Annotated in this window: 34 protein-coding genes and 1 pseudogene; 5 read left to right on the plus strand and 30 right to left on the minus strand. The window is 28.8% G+C overall.

Annotated elements, in window-relative coordinates; genetic code table 11:
- Window positions 1–162: 162 nt before the first annotated feature.
- From gpG to HMPREF2663_RS06040, 15 genes are all read right to left on the minus strand, one after another.
- Window positions 163–513, minus strand: coding sequence for a phage tail assembly chaperone G (gpG, locus tag HMPREF2663_RS05970; RefSeq protein ID WP_002458429.1), 351 nt, complete (start codon window positions 511–513; stop codon window positions 163–165).
- A gap of 23 nt (window positions 514–536) precedes the next feature.
- Window positions 537–1,196 carry a major tail protein gene (locus HMPREF2663_RS05975; protein ID WP_002458430.1) on the minus strand — a complete coding sequence of 220 codons (660 nt, stop codon included), beginning with the start codon at window positions 1,194–1,196 and terminating at the stop codon, window positions 537–539.
- An 11-nt stretch (window positions 1,197–1,207) separates the two neighbouring features.
- Window positions 1,208–1,597: a hypothetical protein gene (locus tag HMPREF2663_RS05980; protein WP_070846001.1), complete on the minus strand. Its 390-nt coding sequence runs from the start codon at window positions 1,595–1,597 to the stop codon at window positions 1,208–1,210.
- The gene (locus HMPREF2663_RS05985) at window positions 1,594–2,007 is read right to left on the minus strand and encodes a hypothetical protein (protein ID WP_070846003.1); all 414 of its coding nucleotides are present in this window, start codon (window positions 2,005–2,007) and stop codon (window positions 1,594–1,596) included. Before HMPREF2663_RS05985 ends, HMPREF2663_RS05980 begins: the two co-directional genes overlap by 4 nt.
- Entirely contained in the window at window positions 2,007–2,351 is a 345-nt protein-coding gene (locus HMPREF2663_RS05990; protein ID WP_070846005.1) for a phage head closure protein, read from the minus strand. The genes HMPREF2663_RS05985 and HMPREF2663_RS05990 overlap by 1 nt, the downstream gene beginning before the upstream one ends.
- A gap of 7 nt (window positions 2,352–2,358) precedes the next feature.
- On the minus strand, window positions 2,359–2,694 hold the full coding sequence (locus HMPREF2663_RS05995) for a head-tail connector protein (protein WP_070846007.1): 336 nt from the start codon (window positions 2,692–2,694) through the stop codon (window positions 2,359–2,361).
- Between the two features lie 9 nt (window positions 2,695–2,703).
- Window positions 2,704–2,991, minus strand: coding sequence for a hypothetical protein (locus HMPREF2663_RS06000; protein ID WP_070846009.1), 288 nt, complete (start codon window positions 2,989–2,991; stop codon window positions 2,704–2,706).
- Between the two features lie 13 nt (window positions 2,992–3,004).
- Entirely contained in the window at window positions 3,005–4,255 is a 1,251-nt protein-coding gene (locus HMPREF2663_RS06005; RefSeq protein ID WP_070846011.1) for a phage major capsid protein, read from the minus strand.
- The gene (locus tag HMPREF2663_RS06010; protein WP_070846013.1) at window positions 4,248–4,892 is read right to left on the minus strand and encodes an HK97 family phage prohead protease; all 645 of its coding nucleotides are present in this window, start codon (window positions 4,890–4,892) and stop codon (window positions 4,248–4,250) included. The genes HMPREF2663_RS06005 and HMPREF2663_RS06010 overlap by 8 nt, the downstream gene beginning before the upstream one ends.
- Complete coding sequence (locus tag HMPREF2663_RS06015) at window positions 4,882–6,108, minus strand: phage portal protein (protein ID WP_070846015.1); 1,227 nt, start codon at window positions 6,106–6,108, stop codon at window positions 4,882–4,884. Before HMPREF2663_RS06015 ends, HMPREF2663_RS06010 begins: the two co-directional genes overlap by 11 nt.
- Window positions 6,109–6,122: 14 nt before the next feature.
- The gene (locus HMPREF2663_RS06020) at window positions 6,123–7,838 is read right to left on the minus strand and encodes a terminase large subunit (protein ID WP_002458437.1); all 1,716 of its coding nucleotides are present in this window, start codon (window positions 7,836–7,838) and stop codon (window positions 6,123–6,125) included.
- Window positions 7,831–8,232, minus strand: a complete 402-nt coding sequence (locus tag HMPREF2663_RS06025) for a hypothetical protein (protein WP_070846017.1) — start codon at window positions 8,230–8,232, stop codon at window positions 7,831–7,833. The genes HMPREF2663_RS06020 and HMPREF2663_RS06025 overlap by 8 nt, the downstream gene beginning before the upstream one ends.
- A 121-nt stretch (window positions 8,233–8,353) precedes the next feature.
- Complete coding sequence (locus HMPREF2663_RS06030) at window positions 8,354–8,710, minus strand: HNH endonuclease (RefSeq protein ID WP_070846019.1); 357 nt, start codon at window positions 8,708–8,710, stop codon at window positions 8,354–8,356.
- A 54-nt stretch (window positions 8,711–8,764) separates the two neighbouring features.
- The gene (locus tag HMPREF2663_RS06035; RefSeq protein ID WP_002458440.1) at window positions 8,765–9,607 is read right to left on the minus strand and encodes a hypothetical protein; all 843 of its coding nucleotides are present in this window, start codon (window positions 9,605–9,607) and stop codon (window positions 8,765–8,767) included.
- 27 nt (window positions 9,608–9,634) lie between these two features.
- A complete protein-coding gene (locus HMPREF2663_RS06040) occupies window positions 9,635–10,135 on the minus strand; it encodes a sigma factor-like helix-turn-helix DNA-binding protein (protein ID WP_002484781.1) in 501 nt (166 codons plus the stop codon).
- A gap of 174 nt (window positions 10,136–10,309) precedes the next feature.
- Between HMPREF2663_RS06040 and HMPREF2663_RS06045 the strand changes: the two genes are divergently transcribed.
- Complete coding sequence (locus tag HMPREF2663_RS06045) at window positions 10,310–10,534, plus strand: hypothetical protein (RefSeq protein WP_002457319.1); 225 nt, start codon at window positions 10,310–10,312, stop codon at window positions 10,532–10,534.
- 119 nt (window positions 10,535–10,653) lie between these two features.
- Here the strand turns inward: HMPREF2663_RS06045 and HMPREF2663_RS13010 are convergent.
- From HMPREF2663_RS13010 to HMPREF2663_RS06080, 8 genes and pseudogenes are all read right to left on the minus strand, one after another.
- Window positions 10,654–10,862, minus strand: a pseudogene (locus tag HMPREF2663_RS13010) (hypothetical protein); the annotation flags it as partial.
- Window positions 10,863–11,204: 342 nt separating this feature from the next.
- Window positions 11,205–11,504 (minus strand): hypothetical protein, encoded by a 300-nt coding sequence (locus tag HMPREF2663_RS06050; protein WP_070846021.1) that lies wholly within the window; start codon window positions 11,502–11,504, stop codon window positions 11,205–11,207.
- Window positions 11,505–11,554: 50 nt separating this feature from the next.
- Window positions 11,555–11,902 (minus strand): SA1788 family PVL leukocidin-associated protein, encoded by a 348-nt coding sequence (locus tag HMPREF2663_RS06055; protein WP_070846023.1) that lies wholly within the window; start codon window positions 11,900–11,902, stop codon window positions 11,555–11,557.
- Between the two features lie 5 nt (window positions 11,903–11,907).
- Window positions 11,908–12,822: a DnaD domain protein gene (locus tag HMPREF2663_RS06060; RefSeq protein ID WP_070846025.1), complete on the minus strand. Its 915-nt coding sequence runs from the start codon at window positions 12,820–12,822 to the stop codon at window positions 11,908–11,910.
- 29 nt (window positions 12,823–12,851) lie between these two features.
- The gene (locus HMPREF2663_RS06065; RefSeq protein WP_002457323.1) at window positions 12,852–13,247 is read right to left on the minus strand and encodes a single-stranded DNA-binding protein; all 396 of its coding nucleotides are present in this window, start codon (window positions 13,245–13,247) and stop codon (window positions 12,852–12,854) included.
- Between the two features lie 13 nt (window positions 13,248–13,260).
- Window positions 13,261–13,527, minus strand: coding sequence for a hypothetical protein (locus HMPREF2663_RS06070; RefSeq protein WP_002457324.1), 267 nt, complete (start codon window positions 13,525–13,527; stop codon window positions 13,261–13,263).
- A 62-nt stretch (window positions 13,528–13,589) separates the two neighbouring features.
- The gene (locus tag HMPREF2663_RS06075; protein ID WP_002457325.1) at window positions 13,590–13,781 is read right to left on the minus strand and encodes a DUF1270 family protein; all 192 of its coding nucleotides are present in this window, start codon (window positions 13,779–13,781) and stop codon (window positions 13,590–13,592) included.
- Between the two features lie 14 nt (window positions 13,782–13,795).
- On the minus strand, window positions 13,796–14,005 hold the full coding sequence (locus HMPREF2663_RS06080; protein WP_002457326.1) for a hypothetical protein: 210 nt from the start codon (window positions 14,003–14,005) through the stop codon (window positions 13,796–13,798).
- A gap of 65 nt (window positions 14,006–14,070) precedes the next feature.
- Between HMPREF2663_RS06080 and HMPREF2663_RS06085 the strand changes: the two genes are divergently transcribed.
- On the plus strand, window positions 14,071–14,274 hold the full coding sequence (locus tag HMPREF2663_RS06085; protein WP_002457327.1) for a hypothetical protein: 204 nt from the start codon (window positions 14,071–14,073) through the stop codon (window positions 14,272–14,274).
- On the opposite strand, the gene HMPREF2663_RS12870 is transcribed toward HMPREF2663_RS06085, so the two are convergent.
- Genes HMPREF2663_RS12870 through HMPREF2663_RS06095 form a run of 4 tightly spaced genes read right to left on the minus strand, consistent with a single transcriptional unit; the run spans window position 14,263 to window position 15,146 of the window.
- Window positions 14,263–14,427 (minus strand): hypothetical protein, encoded by a 165-nt coding sequence (locus HMPREF2663_RS12870; RefSeq protein WP_002457328.1) that lies wholly within the window; start codon window positions 14,425–14,427, stop codon window positions 14,263–14,265. The genes HMPREF2663_RS06085 and HMPREF2663_RS12870 overlap by 12 nt on opposite strands.
- Window positions 14,427–14,582 (minus strand): hypothetical protein, encoded by a 156-nt coding sequence (locus HMPREF2663_RS12875; protein WP_002457329.1) that lies wholly within the window; start codon window positions 14,580–14,582, stop codon window positions 14,427–14,429. Before HMPREF2663_RS12875 ends, HMPREF2663_RS12870 begins: the two co-directional genes overlap by 1 nt.
- A gap of 21 nt (window positions 14,583–14,603) precedes the next feature.
- Window positions 14,604–14,882: a hypothetical protein gene (locus HMPREF2663_RS06090; RefSeq protein ID WP_002457330.1), complete on the minus strand. Its 279-nt coding sequence runs from the start codon at window positions 14,880–14,882 to the stop codon at window positions 14,604–14,606.
- A gap of 27 nt (window positions 14,883–14,909) precedes the next feature.
- Window positions 14,910–15,146, minus strand: coding sequence for a helix-turn-helix domain-containing protein (locus HMPREF2663_RS06095; protein ID WP_002457331.1), 237 nt, complete (start codon window positions 15,144–15,146; stop codon window positions 14,910–14,912).
- A gap of 164 nt (window positions 15,147–15,310) precedes the next feature.
- Between HMPREF2663_RS06095 and HMPREF2663_RS06100 the strand changes: the two genes are divergently transcribed.
- The 3 genes from HMPREF2663_RS06100 (at window position 15,311) to HMPREF2663_RS06110 (ending at window position 17,369) form a co-directional block, all read left to right on the plus strand.
- Entirely contained in the window at window positions 15,311–15,661 is a 351-nt protein-coding gene (locus HMPREF2663_RS06100) for a helix-turn-helix domain-containing protein (RefSeq protein WP_002457332.1), read from the plus strand.
- Between the two features lie 169 nt (window positions 15,662–15,830).
- The gene (locus tag HMPREF2663_RS06105; RefSeq protein ID WP_002457333.1) at window positions 15,831–16,202 is read left to right on the plus strand and encodes a hypothetical protein; all 372 of its coding nucleotides are present in this window, start codon (window positions 15,831–15,833) and stop codon (window positions 16,200–16,202) included.
- 42 nt (window positions 16,203–16,244) lie between these two features.
- Entirely contained in the window at window positions 16,245–17,369 is a 1,125-nt protein-coding gene (locus HMPREF2663_RS06110) for a site-specific integrase (RefSeq protein WP_002457334.1), read from the plus strand.
- Between the two features lie 144 nt (window positions 17,370–17,513).
- On the opposite strand, the gene glnA is transcribed toward HMPREF2663_RS06110, so the two are convergent.
- From glnA to HMPREF2663_RS06125, 3 genes are all read right to left on the minus strand, one after another.
- A complete protein-coding gene (gene glnA / locus HMPREF2663_RS06115; RefSeq protein WP_002446332.1) occupies window positions 17,514–18,854 on the minus strand; it encodes a type I glutamate--ammonia ligase in 1,341 nt (446 codons plus the stop codon).
- Window positions 18,855–18,872: 18 nt separating this feature from the next.
- Entirely contained in the window at window positions 18,873–19,238 is a 366-nt protein-coding gene (locus HMPREF2663_RS06120; protein WP_001829488.1) for a MerR family transcriptional regulator, read from the minus strand.
- A gap of 479 nt (window positions 19,239–19,717) precedes the next feature.
- Window positions 19,718–20,956: a methionine gamma-lyase family protein gene (locus HMPREF2663_RS06125; protein WP_070846027.1), complete on the minus strand. Its 1,239-nt coding sequence runs from the start codon at window positions 20,954–20,956 to the stop codon at window positions 19,718–19,720.
- Between the last annotated feature and the right edge of the window lies 1 nt (window position 20,957).

Genomic DNA, 20,957 nt, shown 5'->3' on the forward strand with positions numbered 1-20,957 from the left:
CTCCATTTCTCTATAGAGAAGCTATAAACTCATAGCCATTAACTACTTGATTTGAATTTGTATCATTTGTTTCTAAAATTTCAATTAAATGATAAAAATCGGCGTTGGCCACATCATTATATGACCAACCTAATTCTTTCATAAAATGCTGAAAAATCTTATTTAATTCTTGTTTTGCTTCTTGATATGTTTTTGGTTGCGTCGTTCTTGACGATTCTGAGGTTTCTTTCCCACTACATCACTCATAATTCTTTGTAATGTTTCAGATAAGTCAGCACTGGCAACACCGTTTAGAATAGATTCAAATGTAACTTTTGGTGAATCAAATAATTGTTCAATGTAATGTAAAGCTAAATCTAACTCTTCCTTTTCAGTTTTTGCTTTTTGGGCTTTTTCTTGCATGTCTAATGCGTCATATAACTTTTTGGAAGAAATAAAAGGTTGTATAATCTTTTCGTATTCTCCCTTTTCAGAATTATAGAGTTCAATGTAAGTACCTTTAATATTTGTCATTTAATTACTCCTTTATTGTTATATTATCTAGAAACACTTTGTGAACCAGTACTTGATGATGTAGACGAAAGTGATGAACCTACTGCTTTACTACTTTTACTATCTACTGTTCCAATAATTAATTCTTTAAATTTATCAAACTTATCTTCTCCAAAACATGAACCAAATACTCTTGATTTACCTTCAATCACTTTATCAACAAATGTTCCAGATAATTTAGTATTTTTAGGCTCTTTTTGTTTTGCTTCGGTTGTAGCAAACTCCGTATCATTCACACCTAATTTACCTTTAGGCAATCCTAAATAAGCTTTTTCTCCCACTAGATTTGAAGATACAGCTAATAATGATACATAAGGTGGATTAGTATCTTCTCCTGCCCAATGAATATTATGTTGGTCTTTAGTTCTTCCTAAAATAGTCATCATATCCTCATAAGGTGGATTGAATGTTTCAAATTCAACTTTCACATCTCCTGTCCCTTTTTTAGAAATCCATACAAATTTATTTGATGCTCTAACTCTTAATTCATCAGCGTCTAAACCTGCAATTTTCATGTTTACAGTTCCACCATGATCATCTTTCCATTCTAAAATTTCCTGTAAATCTCCATTGTTGTTATAAATTCCTACATAAACCTTTTCAAAGCCAATTAAAGTAGAACTAGTTTTAACTGTTTCTGTCATAATTAACACTCCTAATTAATATTTTTTGGTATTCCTTCATATCTTCTAGAATCAACAAACCTTTGAGTTTCAATAAAAAACTCATCAAGTCCTCCATCTAATTTGAATAAATAATGCTTAAATAATTCTTTAGTAATCTCATTAGCAACTAATTTAGTAATAGAATCATCTTTACTTTCTACATCAATTTGAACAACAAAATTTTGATTAAAATAATTATTACTAGCAAATGAGCGTGGACTATATGGATCTAAACTATTAATTACTATAAATGGTAAATTTATTGATTCTTCATCGGTTTCTTCAACTTGATAAAAAAATATACGATTGCCAACATGTTCGTTAACAATCGCATTTGAGTTTAATACTTTTTCTATATATTCAAAAATATCACTAATCATTTTATGTTACTCCTAAATCCATTTGAAACTGCATCTTTATAATTATTACGACTTAAAAGTAAAGCCATTTGAATTGCTCCAAATCCTCTCGGCTTAATCTTAGAAGCCTTCTTTTTACCGTGTTTGGTATAACCATATTCATTTAAGTGAATTATTTTATATCTCTTTTGCGGTCCTCCCCAATGAAGTATAACTTTACTTTTACCATTTGATTTAACTGGTTTACTAATTTTAATTTCATCTATACTTGCACCAGTATCTTTAAATTTCCCAAATTCTTTAATTATTGCCGACTTTACTACTTCAGCACCATTTAATAAGCTTTCTGTTTCAGTTTTGCTAATAAGATTTTGAATATCTTGATGAACTTTATCTGTCACACCTTCAATTCCTTTTATTTCAACGCTCATTAGATCACCTGCTTACAAATTAATGTGACAAATCTTGAATCTTGAAAATCTTTCTGTATTAAATTAATGTCATAAATTTTATCTTTAAATCTACCATTTAATATTTTTACAGCATGGTTTTTTTTAATTTCAAATGTGTTTAATGGATCTCTTATAGTAATAGTTAAATCTGTTTCAGTATTATTTGCTTTAGCCTGTTGTATATCTTTAAGCCATACGTTTTCAATTGAAGCCCAGCAATTAAATAAAGTATCTTCACTGTATTTTTTTCCTGGTTTTCCACCAACTCGTGATAATGTATTTACAAATCCTATTCTTATTTTAAGTTTATTAAAATTTCTCATAGAATCACTACGTAACTTCCTTATTTTGCTTATTATTACTAATAATTACTTTATTATTAATAAAATCTTGATGTTGATTCATAGCTAACTTAGTTATAATTGCATCTACTTTATATCCTCTTGTACCTATACTATTTCTATCTTCATAAAAGTTGGAAACTAGCATTTTAACAGCTAGATTATATAAAGGATTAACAATCTCAGGAAATGGAACACCTGAAGTTGCTAACTCGGATTGAGCAGCATAAATTAACTCTTTAATCTCATTATCTTGATCATCAAAATCAATAAGTAAGTATTTTTTCATTTCTTCAAGTGATACTGCTAGATTTTCGGTTACCACTTTAATCACCTACTTATCTAATACATTTTCTTTTATATATTCTAATGTTTTTGCTTTACCAATAAACTTTTTACCATCACTAGTTATGAAATTAGGTCCACCAGTATGTTTTGCATATTTTGATAATAGCAGTACATCTAATTGACTATTATCAATAAACTCACATACTCCTTTATCAACTAAAAATTGAATTCTTTCTACTGTGCCTTTATATAAATTACCTTTAATCACCAAAGTTAAATTATTAGATTTGTCTCTAAAATCCTTACTACATAAAGCTATTATTTTTTTAGTCATTTAAATCACCTAATTAAAGAGCCTGCACTGTACTTTCTGGCTCATCTAAATCCACACCGTCTATTACCTTCAAAATAACAAATGCATTTTCATCAATAGGTTTACCGTCAACTATAGCATAACTCATATAGTCTGTTTTCCGTTCTTTAATATGGTCTTCAGTATAAATAGAAATATCTTCTTGTATATTTGCTACATAACCATCCTTTAAATTCCCAATTAAAATTTCACCATATTTGATACCTGCATCTTCTTTAACTTCAATTCCAAACAATCTATGAATTCCATTATTAGTCGGATCAGCTATAAATAGTGGTTTTCCACCATTCTCTGTAAGAGTAGCTAACGAAGTCCAAATTGTTCTCCTGCTAGCATAAATCTTTGTATTTTTAGAATAATTTGTCGGAATTTCACCTAAATATTGACATAATACGTTATAACTCAATACAGCATTGTCATAATATTTATTAGTATTTTTCAATACCGTTCTAATACCTAATGGTTCCGATTTTGAATTGGTTTGTGTTGTTTTAGGACCTTTACCACGATAAACACCGTATGATAATGCTGAACCAATTCTTTTTCCTAATTCATTAATTATATAAGTTTCAAGTTCATTAATTGCCATGGTTTTAAGCTTCCACGATACAGTAATAGATTTAGCTAACTCATAACCCGATAACTCAACAGTTCCAAATTTTAATTCTTCAGACTCAACAACTGTACTTTCTTCATACCAAGTTGCATTTTTATTTTTTTCACCAGTAACTAACGTTAATATGCCTTTAACTTTAAACTTATTAACATCTGCCCATAAACTAGAAGTTTGTTCAGCTTTCTCCCAAATACCATCTGCTACTGATTTGGGAATTAAAATGCCCTTATTTTCAGTCGAATGTACAAAATCACTACGATACTGTTCATTTACTTTCGAAATTAAGTTTCTCTGTTCTTCTGTAACTTTTCTACCTGCGATATCATTTAACCACGCTGAACGATATTCAGGTGTTTCAATTGCTTGCTCCCAATTCATACTTCTCATGTCTATTTCTTTTTTATCGAAGTTCTGACTAATGACATTGCCAATAGTTTCTCCTTTAGACATGCGCTCAATGATATTTTGTTTATCTTTAATTTGACGCTCTTCCGCTTCAATCTCATCTAATTCTGTAGAAATAGCGTTTAAGTCTGCATTGTCATCTTGTTCAATTAACTTACGTAATTCTTGCTTTCTTTCTAAAATTTCCTTTAATCGTTTATTCATTAAAAACTCCTCCTAATCTCAATTTTAATAACAATTCTTTTTTACGCTTTTCGTCTGCCGACTTCTCCAAATCAATTTCTCTAGACCTCTCCAGCTCAAGAGCAGAACTTTTTCTAGCACTTATAGAAGTATTGTTATATGCTGGAAAATCAACTGCGGCAACATCAAACAATTTATCAATAGATCTTATTGTATAAGTATGTGTTTCAATATCATAATCTTCATCTTCTATAGTGAAAGCAAATGACATTTTATCGACATCACCACGTTTAATTAATTCATATAAATCACGACCTGCCGTCGTATTTGCTAATTCAGCTCTAATAAAAAGACCCTCACTATCTATATTAAGTGTGAGCGTCTTACTTCTAGTACGTGCCATTATCATTACATTATCTGAATGATTATATTTAAATGGTACATCCGATAAGTCTGTATGATTTAGAGCTTCAGGTTTAATAACCTCTTTGTACTCTAAACCTTCAAATTTAAATAAAACAGTAGGTTCATTAAACCTTACAGCATACCCTTCAACTATCATTTTTTCTATTTCATCTTCATTTCTTTTAGATATACTTACAGGCATACTTCTTATTTGCTTTTCTCTTTTAATAATTTCTTTTCTCTTAGTCCCCATTTTCATCAACTCCTTTATCATTATTTTTTTTACCTATTTGATATTCTTGTGCATCTGAAGCGACTATATAATTTAATGTTTGTACATAATCATTTCCGCCTTCGTCCATAGACGGGAGATTAAATATTTCCCTCATTTCATCTTTTTTAATAACTGCCATTGGTCCCATTGTCTTAATTAATTCAATTTTTGTTTTTATAGAAGCATATTGAATTCTATTTGGTTCAAACATAATTTCATTACCATGACCCATTTCACGTTCTGTAAATGATTTATAAGTAAATTCTTGAGACATTTGTATACTAATTGGTTCTAATACACTTTCATAAAATGCATTCCATTGATCTTCTGTATAATTTGATGAAACAATATCCTCATTAGTACCAAAATAAGCTAGCATATCTTCTGAAAGAAATTTCATTTGGTTAGAATCCACCATTTTAGGGTCATTTTTCAATTCAATATAATCAGCCTTTTGGTCTAATGCTGCAATACCAGAAGAATCATTAATATTTAAATAGTCCTTAACAAAATTATTTCTATGGCTCTTTATATCTTCTGGCTTTAAAATTTGATTGTATTTTAATAAACCTCTTAAAAAAGCTGACTGTTTTGTTGCATTAATAATTGAATCATCTGCAGCCTGAATAACATTTAATCCATTTATTATACATTTGTTAGATTCACCATAAATATCGTTATTATTAAAATAACGTCTTAGATGAATAACATCATCATAAGACGCTGATAGTTTATTACCATTGGGAAAATAGAATCTAATAAATAAATCTCCCTTATATTCAATTAATTCTGTGTATCTTGAATTTATTGGATGATATCCTTTTATGTTACCTCTTTCATCTCTTTCGATATATACAAAGGCATTATTTTTTAATAATAATTGAGTAATAATTTTATACAAAAAATCAAATGCACTCATAAAATAATTAGGTCGTATATTGAGCAAATATTCAAAGTTTGTACTTTGAACTTCAAGTTTCCCATCTTTCTTCCTAATGTGTTTTGCACGTAACTTAGCACCATTAGTAGCTATAGTGTGTACAGCTTTACGTATTATTTTTGTATCATATGGATTTTCTACATAATTAAATGTAGGTGTATAGTTATTCATCATTTTAAAAATACTTTGTTCTCTCGCATCTGCTAATGGATCTAAGAATATTTTATTCCAAAAAGCCTTTGCTCTATTAAACATATAATCACCTCCAGTTATGCACCTATCAAATTAATATAATCATCCATTTTTTCATTTAAAATTACATAAGCGTTAAGCATACAAGCTAATCCGTCTATACGTCTTCTTTTATTACTTTTATCTGGCTGGATATTTCCATTTTTATCTATATCAACAATAGTGTTAGATAAACACCATTTTGTTACTGGATTGTTATTATAATTAATGTGTTTTTTCTTTAAATCTGCACCTAAATTTTCCATTGGTCCTGATAAAGTTTTTTTACCTTGATATACTTTAATCATTGATTCGCTTCCATGTTTATCTTTCATACTCTCAACATAATATTCAGCAGACCAAGCATCGTAACCATGCCATGGTATATAAATATCAAATTCGTCACGCAATTCATCAAACCATTCTTCAACAAACTTATAATGAACCTTATTGCCAGGTGTTGTCCTTACATATCCTAATTCTATCCATTTGTCATAAGGTACTTTATCTTCATTTACTTTATCTTCTACTAGATCTTCTGGTATCCAATACATATGTTTGAAATAAACATTTTTGTCATTTGGAAGCATAAAAGCAATACACGCTGCTGTTAAATCAATACTGCTTGATAAGTCACTACCGCCAATAGCATAGGAAGGATTCAATTCACTTAATTCAAATTTATTAGTATTATTTAAATCTTCAAAAGATAGCCATGCTTCATTTGCATTTGAACGAATATTAAAATCTTTTGTTAGTAGGTTTGCTCTTAATAAAGCATTCTTCTTAGCTCTATTTACTTTAGTTTTGATAGCATCTATTTTCTTTATTGAACCTAATCCTGGATTGGCTTTTAGCCAACAACTTTCATCTATCCATTCTTCTCGTGAATCTAATTCATATATCAAAGGTAAAAATCGTTCATTTTTATATCCTTCATCTTCCCATAACCCATTGATTATATTTTCTGATTCTTCATATTTTATATCATACACAGAGTTTCTTATTGTTCCCGCAGTAGTTATTGCTAGAATTAAAGGATTATCACGTGCAGATATTCCGTCAAAAACCACATCGTACATTTGCATTGTTTTCCAAGCATGCACTTCATCCATAATAGCACCATGTACATTTAACCCATCTGTAGTATCACTATCTCGACCAAGGGGAATTAATTGTCCATCATTAAAAGGTGTTAATATCTCAGCTACTTTAGTTACGAAATCGAGTTTTAATAACGGCGATTTATTCACCATCTTTTTAGCATCGTTCCATACTATTTTTGCTTGATCTTTTTTGGTAGCCACTGTGTATACTTCTGGGCCACCTTCACCATCAGCACCGAGCAAATATAACGCTATTCCACTAGATATAGTTGACTTACCATTTTTACGAGCCACCACCCAAAAGATTTCTTGATATTTTCTTTCTTTAGTTTTTTTATTAATGAAACCAAAAATAGTTGCTATTCCTGCTTTTTGCCATAATTCTAATTCAATTGGTGTTCCAGCATACTTTCCCTTTATATGTTTACAAAATGATTCTATAAATTCTATTGGGTGTAATGCATGTTCAGGAGAATATATCCATTGACTTTCAGTATCATGAATATTTTCCACAATTTTTTTATAAACCTTATATATTTTTAATGACACAATTACTTTTTTATTTTTAATTTGGTTAAAATATTCAATTATTGGATTGTATTGAATTGGATAACTTTTAAAGTAGTAATCTTCAACTTTATTAACCACTTCTATCACGTCTTTTCGCAAAAGCTTCCATAACTGAATTATTTTGAACTTCATCGTGGTCTTCATCTAAATATTTTAAATGTGATGTTAATTCTTTAATGATTGATTGATAGTTTTTATTCATTGAATTATAAAGTCTTGCTACTGGTCTTTCTCTCTCATATGGTGTTTGTGTTTCTGATTGACTAAACATTTCTACAAATCCATCTTTATGAATATCAAGTTCCATATCTTCTAATGAAATCCTCATGAAAGCAGCTCTGTTTATTAATCCATCTACAATAATCATCTTATCTTTTGGTATGTCTTTATAAATCTTTTTAAGTTTAGACAACTCTTTCTTTATTCTCTTTTGTTTAATTAAATCCATGTTATCTTCGCCTATTTTAGCCATCGAATCACCACCTAAATTTGAGTGTATTTATAAAATTAAATGGGGAGGGGGGGTCATACGTGAAACAATCCGTTAAATGTACCTCCTCCTAAGCCGGTCCCCCAAAGTGGCCCGGCAATGTTTAACCCGGGGGGACCCTTTCAATTAAATTTCCATATTCATCAAACATCATTTCTTTCCTCACATTACCAACAAAAAAACCGTCTTTCGAAAGACGGTTTTTCCCTTTTTCAGGATGTACTTTATTGTGACATTCTAAACAAAGAGATTCTAAATTATCTAATTTTAACGCTTTATTAAAATCTTTAGTAATAGGAATAATGTGATGTACAATTACTGCAGGATTAGGTCTAACCTTGCTTAATCTAACACATCTTCTACATAAATAGTTATCTCTATCTAATGCTATTTCTCTAATATTTAACCAAGCTTTCTTACGGTAGAACCAATCAAATTGTTGTTGCTTTCTTTTACTCATAAGTTATCCTCAAAATTGTTTCTTATACATATGTATACTGTGTAAGACATATATTTAATTAAAATATTTCGGATGGCCTAACTTACTTTGAATATTTTCATCTGCTTTAACTTTATATTCTTCATTAACTTCATCTAATTTAGCCATAACAGTTATTTCATCTCGATGATTGTGTTTCAACGACATATTATTAATTGAAATATAAATAGTATCTTTATATGGATTATCATATAGATCATAATATTCAAATGTAAATTGAAGCATTGGTTCTCTTATTTCTCGCGGATCAGAATGATATAATCTATAATTAAAGATACGCATATCAAAAAGATTGAAAGGAAATTCAATATAACCATTATTATTAATAAATCTATATTTTTTCTCTGAATATTTTTCTTTCATTCGGACTCTGAAAGAATATCCCTTATCACCATTTTCATCTAACTCCACTGAAATTGTTGCTTCATTATTATCATCATTTACTTTACCTAATTTAAAATCATGATTTAAAGGATAATATGAATCACCGTTCACTTGATTCAAAAAATTTAATCCGTCTATATGTTTGCATGTAATCGTAACGTTTTTGGCTACGCCGTTACCTATATTTCTAAACCTTAATATCGATTTATGAAAATAATCATTATTAAAGTCATTGTTTAAATTGTCATTATATAAATTTGAATCAGGATATATCCAGTTCTTATCAATATATTTCTTTTTATAACCTTTAAATTGGTAATATATTTCAAGAGGATCGAATATGAAGACTGGTTGATTATTTTTTGCGTCTTCTTCTAGTTTTTCCTTATGTATATTAGACTGGTACTCTCTAGTTTTATAAAATACAATTAAAACACCCAACATGCTTATCAAAGCACTTATTATTGATCCCATTTCGTTTATATCTCTCCTTTTAAACTTTTAATCTATATTAATAAAAAGATTTTTATCTATCTCTAAATTTATTTTACATTTGGCTCTTTCTAAGTGTTTTTGTATTGTTCCTCTTTTTACTCCTAATAAATTAGCAACTTCACTATAACTTAATCCTTCACATTTAACCATTATAAAACATTCTAATTCAATAGGAGTTAATTTCATCAAAGCATAACTAATTGGATTATTTATATCTTCAATAATATTTTTATATTCTTCATTAGAAATTTTTTTATACATAGATTCATCACAAGCTTTTGCTAAAACTTGTTGATCTACTAAATAACATTGTGATCTATCAATAGCTTTATAAATCCCAGGTTGATGTCCATATTTTAACCATTCTATTGTATAATCTAAATCTTTTAAAATATCTTTATAGACTAATAAATCATCCATTCTAAAAGAATCTTTATTTTCTAAATCTTTAATTTTATTTAATACATTTAACCTAGTCTTTCTATATTCTATTAATAAATCTTTCATGATGATTACACTCCTGATGTTTGTATTTATATTTCTTGCCCTTAAATCCAACTTACTGACGTAAAATTATCTTTTGATAGCTTAATACCAATACTCTTATAATATTTTAATTTTAAGTAATATCTTTAAAAAGTTAAGTATTGGGTATTACTTAAATAAACGGAGGTGAACAAAATGAATAAAGAAAATGTAATTAAACATTTAGAGAGTGATTATGAAAAGAATATTTTCTCGGAAGTTATAACTAATGATCATTCTTATTTATCTAAGGGCTATCAAATTAAAGACGAAGATACAATAATGCTTTTATTAATCGATGACAGTGAAGTAGAAGTGAAATTTAAGAGTATATCAATTATTCTAAGTAGTAAAAAACATCCAGGTTATTTAAATGATTAATATGATATGAATTTAAATTATAAACCAACTGAAGTCATATATTTTGTTCTTTGTGAAAAACTACTAGTATTTTTAATTGGTGATAATACAATTCTAGTAGTTTAATAAATAACATAATTCTATAAATCACTTTGTTTTACAAAAGTACCGTTTATAGTTTTTCCTTTTCTATTTTTGATTTCACTATAGGCGTTTTGTAGTCACTCTTCTAAGTTCCAACCAAATTGCTGAACTAAAAAAATTAAAGTAACTACAATATCGCCTATACCCTTAAATCTTCTTTATTTCCAGATAATAATGCTGCAACAACTTCATCAGTCTCTTCATAAGACTATATCGTTTACAATTAAAATGATTTATTTCAACTTGGCTTCCTCAGTTATTTCTTTTGCCATTTCAACTTTAAATAATGTGTTTTCTTCTACTTCTTCACATTGAAGCCAACCAAATTTATCAAATTTTATCCTTTCAGCATTTTTACCGTAAAATGTTTCATTCTTTATATTGTTTTTCCATGCCCATTAATCAATTCAATAAAGCTCAGTTTCATAACTGTTTTAATTTTAACCATAATTAATTATACTCCTTCTTCTCAGAGGATTTATTTATACTACTTTCTGATAAATAACTATTTAGAGTTGGTTCACCTGATTTTATTAGTAAAAATTTTTTAATTAATATCTCTGTCTCTTAGTTCTTTATTTTGTTGTTTAAAAAATTTTTTAATTTTACGGTTAATATCATATTTATCAGTTTTTATATCTATGATTTCAATTAATATTATTCCAACAATCATAGGAATAATATACTCTTCATAACTATAGATAAAAGCTAATGTGACACTTGCTGATAAAGAAATACACATAACTAGACCTAACATAATTCTAATCAACTTGTTCAATATAAATGGTACTAAATAATAAGTTATGCACATAACAATAAATAAAATTGGAATTAATAAATTATTCATATATTTCATTCTCCTAAATTCAATTTTTTAACTATTCCCTAAAAATGGCTTTAAAGTAAATTCAAGAAGGTTTTGTAATATTTACTTGCTCTAACTTTTTGAGGATACATCTTTAGATGGAGCTTTTTCTTTTTAATTTCTATTAATTTTTGTAGTTTGTAGGCTTCTCTACATCTTCTATTTTCATCAGCTAGTTGTCTTACTAAAAGCATTTCTTTAAATTTTTCGCTACTCATTTTTTTCGGTTGATGAACTATATAAAACTTTGGCCAACCTTTTTTTAATCTACTAATTATAGTTGCTTCTGTAATATTTAACTCATTCATTTTTGCTAATTCATCATCAGTAAACTTTATTTTCATGTTATTGTATGTAAGAATTTTTCTAATTTCAGTCAAAATGATTAATCCCACTTTTTATTAAGTTTATCCTTGAATGCTGCTACTTCCTTATTAAAATTTTCATCATTTTCAATAATGTTGCTTTTTAAAATATTAGGCTTTTTGTATTGTCTATTTTCAAGCCATTCTGGTGTTAACTCTTTTTTTTGAAATTGATTTGATGTATTTCTATTTTTTCGCATTTCTTTTAGTTGTAATTCAAAAAATTTTACCTGATCAATAGAATTTAAGTTAGTTTGTAACCATGTATTTAAAATCCCTTTTGTATATCCCCAACTAACCTTATTTCTATCTTTAGCCAGTTTTAATGCTGCAATGACTATTTCATCTGAATCATTTTCAAAAGAGTCTAAGTAATAATTAATATCTTCAGCTGTATATTGAGTGATAAAACCAAATCCATTATTTTGAAAGAAGTCGAAGGCACTATTATTTTTTTCCTTCTTCTCATTCTTTACATTCTTATAATTCTTCTCTTTCTTTACATTCTTAGTTGTGTTCTGTTCGTTGTTCTGTTCGTTGTCTCTCACATGTTCATGCTGATGTTCAGTTTCTTGTTTATTTTGTTGTTCATTTTCGTGTTTTTTTACTTCATTATTTCCTTGATAAACATCATAGTTATGCACTTCAATAGTTGTTCCGTTACCTGTCTTTTTTGTAGTAATCATATTGTCATTTTGAAGTAACTTTAAAAATTTTCTTACAGTGTTTCTTGATACATTCCAACGTTCAGATAATTTCACTTCAGAAGTATGAAAAGAGCCTCTTTTTATCATTTGTATCTTTCCGCCAACAAATACTTTTTTATCTGTATGATTTGTTAAAAGAAGTATTTCCATCCACCATTTAAAACGTTTAGAATCTTCCCATATCCAATGCTCCATAATTTGACGATGTAGTTTTATCCACCCGGTCATAAATACTCCTCACTTTCTTATTCATTAGTTTAAAATGGAAATATATCATCATTTGATTGGGTATTTTGATTTACGTTAACAAAAGGATTATTGTTAGAAGTATCTTTATTTTTAGTTTCTAAAAATTCTATTTTATCGGCCACAACTTCCGTCACATATATTTTTTTATCATCAGACGTTTTATAATTTCGTGTTTGAATTCGTCCTCTTATGGAGACTTTACTCCCCTTTGATAGATAATTAGTTACATGTTCTGCTTGATTACGAAAAGCAATACAATTAATAAAATCCGCTTCATATTCACCTTTAGAATTCGTATAATCCCTATTCACTGCTATATTTAAATAAGCAACAGCAATACCATTTGGTGTGTGCTTTAATTCAGGATTACGTGTTAAACGTCCAATTAATACAGTTACATTCATTTATAATCAACTCCTATGCTCCCTTACTAATTAAGACTTGGCCACGCATCACAGAAATAATATGATTCTTAAGTCTCTCGTGACTTTCGGGATATATTTCAAAAATTTGTAGTAATTTATTATTCGTCATATATCTATTATGGTAATGTAAAAAATTAATTATAATTTCATTTCTTGAGGTCTTTTCAATTTCTAATAAACATGTTTGACTTGTTTCTTTAAATTCACTAAAAAGAGCATAATATAAATCAAACATTTTTTGCTTAGATTCATTTTTCATTGTAGTTATCCTCCAAAGTTGTTATAATTCACATGTAAATATTTTTCTATTTATTCTGATTGCTAATTGCCGTTAGCAGTCAGTTTTTTTATTTCTTGAAAGAAATATTTGTCAAGGTATATGAATGTTACCATTGCTAATAATGCTGCACTACCAATTGCAGTTGTAAAATAAAATCCTAATATTTGTAATGCTATAGACATTGTTATAAAAACTAAATTCGCAATAACAAATGATAAAAATATTTTGTCCATATAAACTCACCTCCTTATATGTCACTTTCTTTAACCATTAAATTATTCTCAATAAAATCAATCGCTTTAGTTATCTTGATATATCTTTTGTTTCCTTTACCGAAGCGGTACATACAATTTGCCTGAAACTCTTTATTAGGTGCTATCTTCTTTTCAAAATCATCTTTAGATATCCCACTAATTTGTACAAATTTTCCGACATCTGCAAAGCCAATGTATTCCATACGCGCATAACTCCCTTCATGTATAATTATAGTTATCGCTACTGCGATAGTAGGTGGTGGAAAATATGAGTAAGATTACTAAAAATGAATTAAATCAATTATTTAAAGAACGTAATACACTTATTAAACAAAAATTTAATGAATATCACGCTAATAGAAAAGATAATTCTCAAAACACAATGATTAATATCTATCTTAAGTCACTAGTTGAATCACAAGATGAAATGTTTATTCAGTTACTAGAAAAATTAGATATGTTAGAAAAATAACGAGCAATTTCTAGCATTTCTTTCATTTATTGATTCGACTAATTTTTCAATATTAATATCTGAATTAAATTTTGTATTTCTTTTAGCATTCCTAATCTCTTCCACCAAGATGACGATTAAGAGTGCTATTTTTAATATTTTAATTCTTTCCATTACGCACCTCTTAAATCACTAAAATGAATTACTTTATTATTCTCATTTTTTAATTTCACTTGTTCTTGCATTAGCTTTTTTACACATTCATTCAATTCATCTCTATCTTTAAATTTTTCTAATAATGATTTGTCATTTAATAACTGTTTGATCATGCATGTTCCTCCTCTAAATATTTATGAACCTAATCGATTAATTACAGTTTGATATGCGTCTAAAACTTGCGGATAAAGATATAAAACTCGTGTACCTAAACGCCTTGTAACTTCTACGATTTCAGGCTCACAAACAATTTTATTTTGTAGAGTTGACTTACTTAGCCCTGTAATTGTTACTAGATCTTTAATATCAATTGAAGCGTATTGACGTTTGTAATTTTCTAAAATACTTTCCACCTTTGACTGCACTAACTCATTAATAAAATCATCTTTAATTTCGATTGCAATATTGCTCATAAGTTCTTCCTCCGTAATTAAAATTTGCTATTGTTCAGTTTTCCGAACATTTTGATTAAAAAAATATAATCCCACTTTATTAGGTGAAATTTCAAGTAGTTCGCAAATTCTTTTGATTTCCCATTGAGTGAATGAATTTTTCCCTTTCAATTTATGATTTATTGAAGTCCGTGATATCGGAATAGCGTTAGCTAATGAGCTTTGACTATGTCTATATTCTGACATTCTTTCACAAAGCAAACTATAATCAAATGTATAACTCATCTAAATCACCTCCTTACTCGTTCGGTTTTCCGTACATTTTTATTAAAGCATTGTAGTTTAAAATAGTCAACATATATTTTTCATTTTTTTGTACAAAATTTGTTGAATATAATTGTAAGTTCTCTAATTTAATAGTATTATACTTAAAGGAGGTGTTCAGAAATATGAACTGTTTTAAAAACAGATTACGCGAAGCTATTGATTCTAAAAAATATTCGCAATCTGAATTATCAAGGTTGACAGGTATTGGACGTAATTCAATTAGTGATTATTTAAATGGAAAATACGAAGCTAAACAAGATAAAATTTATATTTTAGCGAAAGTACTTGATGTAAGTGAAGCTTGGCTTTTAGGCTATGATGTTAACCCTGAACGCCTCAGTGATGACGATAAAAGATTAAGTCATAATGGAGAAATTATTGCAGCACATATTGATGATGATGTAACAGATGAAGAAATGAAACAGATAATAAATTTTATAAACTTTATAAAAGATAATAAAAGCGATAAATAAAAAGAGACGCTAATTTATTACTAATACCTATTGATTAGTATAATTGTGTCTCTTTTTTATTATATATATTTTTAGCATATAGTTTACTTCTCTAGCGATTAGTGATGATAAACATAAAAATTTAAAATTTCAATTTTATAAAAATAAACTGAAAAGGAAGTGATCTACTATGCATAATTGCAAGGAGATGATAAATAAAATTGAAGTAAAATATATAGACTGCCCCGAAAAATTAAATGGCTTTATATGTGGTAATAATTTATATATAAGTAAATCTATTATTCCTGATTTAACAGTAAATGAAAAAGTAGTTTCGTATAGTACTCGACAGATAAATAAACTTAACTCTCTAGCCATCAGTTCTGTAAGTGAATTTATTCCTCTTGATCAACTCATCGAAGCTATTAAAAATCCTCAATTAAATTCATACTCAAAATTAGCAATCTACTTTAATACTACTTCAATTTATATTAAACAAACTCTAACTTTTTACAAAATCAAATATCCTAATTTAAATCTAATTAATGCTATTGATAATTAGCTTATTTTCAACTTAAGAAATACACATCTAGGGAGTGGTAAAATGGCATCATTTGAAAAAAGAGGAAATAAATGGCGTTTTAAAGTACATTTTAAAGACCATAATGGAGATAAAAAATATATAACTAAATCTGGTTATAGAACGAAGACTGAAGCCAAAAAAGCAGCTATTGAAATTGAAAGTAAGTTAAATAAGGGTTATAAAGAAGAAAAAAGCTACACTTTAACTTCATGGCTTGAATACTATCTAAATACTTGGCGTAAAAATAAAATTAGTGATAGTAGTTTTGAAATTGAACAATTTTCAAAAAAAAGAATATTAGATTTCTATAATGATATTAATATTAAAGATATTACACCATCTATGCACCAAAGTTTTATCAATCATTTAATAGAAAAAGGTTATAGTAAATCTACTTTATCTAAAACTCACAATTTGCTAAAGCGTAGCCTTGAAAGAGCTAAGTATGATAGATTAATATACTTCAATCCTTGCGAAGGAATTACACTGAATCATAAAGATTTAAAAATTAAGGATAAAGCAAAATACTTACCTAAAGATAAAGTTAAGCCTTTTTTAGCAATGGTTAAAAAAAGAGATGTATATCAATATTTTTTATTTAGAACTTTAATAGAAACAGGTATGCGTATTGGTGAAGCTAGTGCATTATGTTGGAAAGATTATGATAGAAAATTAAAAACAATTTCAATCACAAAATCTTATAATCAAAAAAGAAATAAATTCGGCCCTACTAAAAATAAGGAAAACAGAATTATATTTATATCAAATGAATTAGCTAATGAATTATTTAAGCTTAAAACATTACAAAATGGTAATAAGATAGCTAATTCAGACTTCTATAATAATTCCTATGATTACATATTTTGCAATGAATTTGGTGAGCCGCTTCCACGTTCAACTACACATAATACTATGATGTATGTCACTAAAAAATTACTTGGTAAAGGAAATGAATTAAGTATTCACAAACTAAGACACACACACGCTACCTTACTTCTAGAAAGCAATGTACCTATGAAAGTAATTCAAGAACGTTTAGGTCATAAATCTGAAGCTATTACTAGTGAAGTTTATAGTCACGTTACTAAAAAAATGAATGATAATGCTAAAGAAAACTTTGAGAAGTATATTAAGAATGTATTTTAAAATTAGTTGCCCAATAGTTGCCCATTCAAGTAAAATTTAGAATCATTTTATATATAAGTTGCCCACTTTTATATAAAAAAGAAGCTAAGGCAAAATGCCTTAACTCCTTACCCCTATTAGGTTTCCCCTGAAATTGTTTAGCGCTTAGTATTGCTTAATATACTGTTCTCTTTCCCATTCGGATACTTGAGTTCTGTAGTAATCCCATTCAATCGATTTTGAGTTAATAAATTGATTGTAAATATGATTACCTAAAGCGTTTTTAATTGATTTATTTTCACGCATTGCTTTTAACGCAGTGTATAAAGTTGAAGGTAAGTCTTGGATACCAACTGCTTCTCGTTCTTCACGATTCATTTCGTAGATATTTTGGTTTACTGCTTCTGGAACCTCAAGTTTATTCTCAATGCCATCTAATCCTGCTTCTAAAATTGCTGCTAATGCCATGTACGGGTTAGCTGCAGGATCAACTGAACGTACTTCAATACGAGTTGATAGACCTCTAGATGTTGGAACACGTACTAAAGGTGAACGGTTTTTACCACTCCATGCAATATAACATGGTGCCTCGTAACCTGGTACAAGACGTTTATATGAGTTGACGATTGGATTACATACTGCAGTGAATCCTCTAGCGTTTTTAAGGACACCAGCTGTAAATTGATAAGCAGTATCAGTCAATTGTAAATCACCTTCAGGATCAAAGAACGCATTCTCTTTTCCTTTAAATAGTGATACGTTGAAGTGCATACCACTTCCGTTTACACCAAATAATGGTTTTGGCATAAATGTGGCGTGTAAATTATGCTTACGTGCAATTGTTTTAACAACTAATTTAAATGTTTGGATATTATCACATGCTGTAACAGCGTCTGCATATTTAAAGTCAATTTCATGTTGACCTGGCGCTACTTCATGGTGGCTTGCTTCAATATCAAAGCCCATATCTTCTAATTCTAAAACGATGTCACGGCGACAATTTTCACCTAAATCTGTAGGAGCTAGATCGAAATAACCACCATCATCGTTTAATTCTAATGTAGGTTCGCCTTTTTCGTCTAATTTAAATAAGAAAAATTCTGGTTCAGGTCCTAGATTAAAATCAGTAAAGCCCATGTCTTCCATTCTTCTTAATACACGCTTCAAGTTAGCTCGTGGATCACCTTCAAATGGTGTACCATCTGTTTTAAATACATCACAGATTAGTCGTGCTACTTTTCCTTGTCCAGCAGTCCAAGGGAAAATAACCCAAGTATCTAAATCAGGATGTAAATACATATCTGATTCTTCGATACGAACGAAACCTTCAATAGATGAACCATCAAACATCATTTCATTGTCTAATACTTTTTCTAATTGACTTACTGGAACTTCAACATTTTTAATAGTCCCTAAAATATCAGTGAATTGTAATCTTAAATATCTTACGTTTTCTTCTTCAGCAAATTTACGAATATCATCTTTTGTAAAACTACGTTTTGGCATGGTATAAATCCTCCAATTTTATTTAATAAATCGTGATAAATCGCCACGATTTATTGGTAATGTTTCACTACGTGGTTTCTGCGTTGCGTCAACAATCATTCTCTTTCTTGTCTCTTGTTCATCAGTAGTTAAATGCCCTTGCTCATCGAATATAATTTGTTTAATACCTCTAATATTAAATCCCTTTTCGATAAGAGACTTTATTTCTAACAACCTCTCTAAATCGTTCATAGAAAATAATCTCTTATTTCCATCTGTTCTTTCGGGCATCACAAGTTCATGTGTTTCATAGTAACGAATTTGTCTTGGTGATAAATCTGTCAATTTACTAACCACACTCATAGAGAAAACGGCCATGTTTCGTCTGATTGAATCATTAGACATTCCTTGAACCTCTCCTCTACTTTTGAACTTGTTATTAATTTAGCATAGTTTTACTTTAATTACAAAAGTATGTAAGGTTTTCTGACATAAACCTTCTAAACCTTATTATATCAATGTTTATTTATTAGTAATTAATTAAAATTAGAAATGAGAATGGCTTATAACACAAAAATTTTATAATTTTCCGACAATTTATATTGTTCGAAATAAAAAGAGATTGCTTTTCAAAGTATAACTAAGCTTAATAACTTTTATCTTAGGCGTAACAACTCTAAGAATAAGGCTAGAACATCGTCCATTCTCTTTATATCTATTACTTTTGGGGAGTCGAAAATCTTATCGAAAACAAACTCCTTATAACATCGTTATCATTTATATGATCTTTCTTTGATGATTTAATGAATCATACGAGAATGCTTTTATGCTATATCCTTATATTGAGCCTAATCTTTTATACTTTGATCTCAATCTCTTAAAAATTATAGTAAATTGTTATCTTGCATATCTTGCACCGCACGCGTAACAGCTAATTTGACATGTTCATAAGTTAAACCACCTTGAACATATGCTTCATAAGGCGGGCGTATAGGTCCGTCTGCAGATAATTCAATAGATGAGCCCTGAATAAATGTACCTGCAGCCATGATGACATCATCTTCGTATCCAGGCATATAGCTAGGTTTTGGACTAAAATGTGCGTTAATTGGTGAAGCGTGTTGTATACTTTGACAAAATGAAATCATTTGCTCTTTCGTCTCAAATTGAACCGTTTGAATTAAGTCTGTACGATAAACATTATATTTAGGGGAGGTTTTCATGTTTAGTTTTTCTAATAACAAACTAGTAAACAGTGCACCTTTTAAACTTTGGCTAACCACATGTGGTGCTAGAAAGAATCCTTGATACATTTCTTGTAGAGAATTAAGTGAGGCGCCTGCTTCCTTACCAATGCCTGGTGCTGTTAAACGATAACCACAGCGTTCAATTAAATCTTGTCTCCCAGCAATATATCCTCCAATTTTAGCTAAACCTCCACCTGGATTTTTAATTAATGATCCGGCGATTAAATCAGCACCTACTTCAATTGGTTCTTTATCTTCTACAAATTCCCCATAACAATTATCAACAAAAATAATGATATTGGGATAAACCTCTTTAATTGATTTTATTGCTTGTTCAATTTCATTTATTGTAATTGATGGACGTTGATCATATCCTTTTGATCGTTGAATTGCTACAACTTTTGTATTATCATTAATTTCAGTGATGACTTTAGGAATATCAATTCGACCGTCACGTAATTCGACTTCATTATAGCGAACACCATATTCTTTAAGACTTTCAACACCATTGCCATTTATACCAATGACTTCAAGAAGTGTATCATATGGACTACCTGTAATATAAAGTAGTTCATCATTGTTTTTTAACGTACTTTGTAAGGCTAAAGTAATAGCGTGGGTACCTGATATAATTTGAGGTCTAACAAGTGCGTCATCTGCTTTAAATGTGTACGCATAAATTTCTTCTAAATGGTCTCTCCCAAAATCATCATATCCATAACCCGTAGACCCGTGTAAATCACTTTCGCTAGCTTTAACATGGTGAAAAGCATTTAAGACCTTTTCTTGATTAAATAATGCACGCTTTTCAATTTTCTTAAAGTAAGGAATAAGTGTGTTTTCAACTTCTTCAACTAAATTGCTAAAATCTTGCATA

The sequence above is a fragment of the Staphylococcus sp. HMSC077D08 genome (genome assembly GCF_001837945.1).
Taxonomy (GTDB): domain Bacteria; phylum Bacillota; class Bacilli; order Staphylococcales; family Staphylococcaceae; genus Staphylococcus; species Staphylococcus epidermidis.

What these genes read in the sequence shown, in the direction of transcription:
- HMPREF2663_RS06000 (WP_070846009.1), bottom strand. Translation starts at nt 2,991, where the DNA reads ATGACTAAAAAAATAATAGCTTTATGTAGTAAGGATTTTAGAGACAAA.
- HMPREF2663_RS06105 (WP_002457333.1), top strand. Translation starts at nt 15,831, where the DNA reads ATGCATAATTGCAAGGAGATGATAAATAAAATTGAAGTAAAATATATA.
- HMPREF2663_RS06045 (WP_002457319.1), top strand. Translation starts at nt 10,310, where the DNA reads ATGAATAAAGAAAATGTAATTAAACATTTAGAGAGTGATTATGAAAAG.
- HMPREF2663_RS06025 (WP_070846017.1), bottom strand. Translation starts at nt 8,232, where the DNA reads ATGGCTAAAATAGGCGAAGATAACATGGATTTAATTAAACAAAAGAGA.
- HMPREF2663_RS06050 (WP_070846021.1), bottom strand. Translation starts at nt 11,504, where the DNA reads ATGAATAATTTATTAATTCCAATTTTATTTATTGTTATGTGCATAACT.
- HMPREF2663_RS06015 (WP_070846015.1), bottom strand. Translation starts at nt 6,108, where the DNA reads ATGTTTAATAGAGCAAAGGCTTTTTGGAATAAAATATTCTTAGATCCA.
- HMPREF2663_RS06125 (WP_070846027.1), bottom strand. Translation starts at nt 20,956, where the DNA reads ATGCAAGATTTTAGCAATTTAGTTGAAGAAGTTGAAAACACACTTATT.
- HMPREF2663_RS06040 (WP_002484781.1), bottom strand. Translation starts at nt 10,135, where the DNA reads ATGAAAGATTTATTAATAGAATATAGAAAGACTAGGTTAAATGTATTA.
- HMPREF2663_RS06075 (WP_002457325.1), bottom strand. Translation starts at nt 13,781, where the DNA reads ATGGACAAAATATTTTTATCATTTGTTATTGCGAATTTAGTTTTTATA.
- HMPREF2663_RS05985 (WP_070846003.1), bottom strand. Translation starts at nt 2,007, where the DNA reads ATGAGCGTTGAAATAAAAGGAATTGAAGGTGTGACAGATAAAGTTCAT.
- HMPREF2663_RS06035 (WP_002458440.1), bottom strand. Translation starts at nt 9,607, where the DNA reads ATGGGATCAATAATAAGTGCTTTGATAAGCATGTTGGGTGTTTTAATT.
- HMPREF2663_RS06100 (WP_002457332.1), top strand. Translation starts at nt 15,311, where the DNA reads ATGAACTGTTTTAAAAACAGATTACGCGAAGCTATTGATTCTAAAAAA.
- HMPREF2663_RS06085 (WP_002457327.1), top strand. Translation starts at nt 14,071, where the DNA reads ATGAGTAAGATTACTAAAAATGAATTAAATCAATTATTTAAAGAACGT.
- HMPREF2663_RS05990 (WP_070846005.1), bottom strand. Translation starts at nt 2,351, where the DNA reads ATGAGAAATTTTAATAAACTTAAAATAAGAATAGGATTTGTAAATACA.
- HMPREF2663_RS12875 (WP_002457329.1), bottom strand. Translation starts at nt 14,582, where the DNA reads ATGATCAAACAGTTATTAAATGACAAATCATTATTAGAAAAATTTAAA.
- glnA (WP_002446332.1), bottom strand. Translation starts at nt 18,854, where the DNA reads ATGCCAAAACGTAGTTTTACAAAAGATGATATTCGTAAATTTGCTGAA.
- HMPREF2663_RS05975 (WP_002458430.1), bottom strand. Translation starts at nt 1,196, where the DNA reads ATGACAGAAACAGTTAAAACTAGTTCTACTTTAATTGGCTTTGAAAAG.
- HMPREF2663_RS05980 (WP_070846001.1), bottom strand. Translation starts at nt 1,597, where the DNA reads ATGATTAGTGATATTTTTGAATATATAGAAAAAGTATTAAACTCAAAT.
- HMPREF2663_RS06080 (WP_002457326.1), bottom strand. Translation starts at nt 14,005, where the DNA reads ATGGAATACATTGGCTTTGCAGATGTCGGAAAATTTGTACAAATTAGT.
- HMPREF2663_RS06005 (WP_070846011.1), bottom strand. Translation starts at nt 4,255, where the DNA reads ATGAATAAACGATTAAAGGAAATTTTAGAAAGAAAGCAAGAATTACGT.
- gpG (WP_002458429.1), bottom strand. Translation starts at nt 513, where the DNA reads ATGACAAATATTAAAGGTACTTACATTGAACTCTATAATTCTGAAAAG.
- HMPREF2663_RS06090 (WP_002457330.1), bottom strand. Translation starts at nt 14,882, where the DNA reads ATGAGCAATATTGCAATCGAAATTAAAGATGATTTTATTAATGAGTTA.
- HMPREF2663_RS06065 (WP_002457323.1), bottom strand. Translation starts at nt 13,247, where the DNA reads ATGAATGTAACTGTATTAATTGGACGTTTAACACGTAATCCTGAATTA.
- HMPREF2663_RS06070 (WP_002457324.1), bottom strand. Translation starts at nt 13,527, where the DNA reads ATGAAAAATGAATCTAAGCAAAAAATGTTTGATTTATATTATGCTCTT.
- HMPREF2663_RS12870 (WP_002457328.1), bottom strand. Translation starts at nt 14,427, where the DNA reads ATGGAAAGAATTAAAATATTAAAAATAGCACTCTTAATCGTCATCTTG.
- HMPREF2663_RS06110 (WP_002457334.1), top strand. Translation starts at nt 16,245, where the DNA reads ATGGCATCATTTGAAAAAAGAGGAAATAAATGGCGTTTTAAAGTACAT.
- HMPREF2663_RS06030 (WP_070846019.1), bottom strand. Translation starts at nt 8,710, where the DNA reads ATGAGTAAAAGAAAGCAACAACAATTTGATTGGTTCTACCGTAAGAAA.
- HMPREF2663_RS06095 (WP_002457331.1), bottom strand. Translation starts at nt 15,146, where the DNA reads ATGAGTTATACATTTGATTATAGTTTGCTTTGTGAAAGAATGTCAGAA.
- HMPREF2663_RS06120 (WP_001829488.1), bottom strand. Translation starts at nt 19,238, where the DNA reads ATGTCTAATGATTCAATCAGACGAAACATGGCCGTTTTCTCTATGAGT.
- HMPREF2663_RS06060 (WP_070846025.1), bottom strand. Translation starts at nt 12,822, where the DNA reads ATGACCGGGTGGATAAAACTACATCGTCAAATTATGGAGCATTGGATA.
- HMPREF2663_RS06010 (WP_070846013.1), bottom strand. Translation starts at nt 4,892, where the DNA reads ATGGGGACTAAGAGAAAAGAAATTATTAAAAGAGAAAAGCAAATAAGA.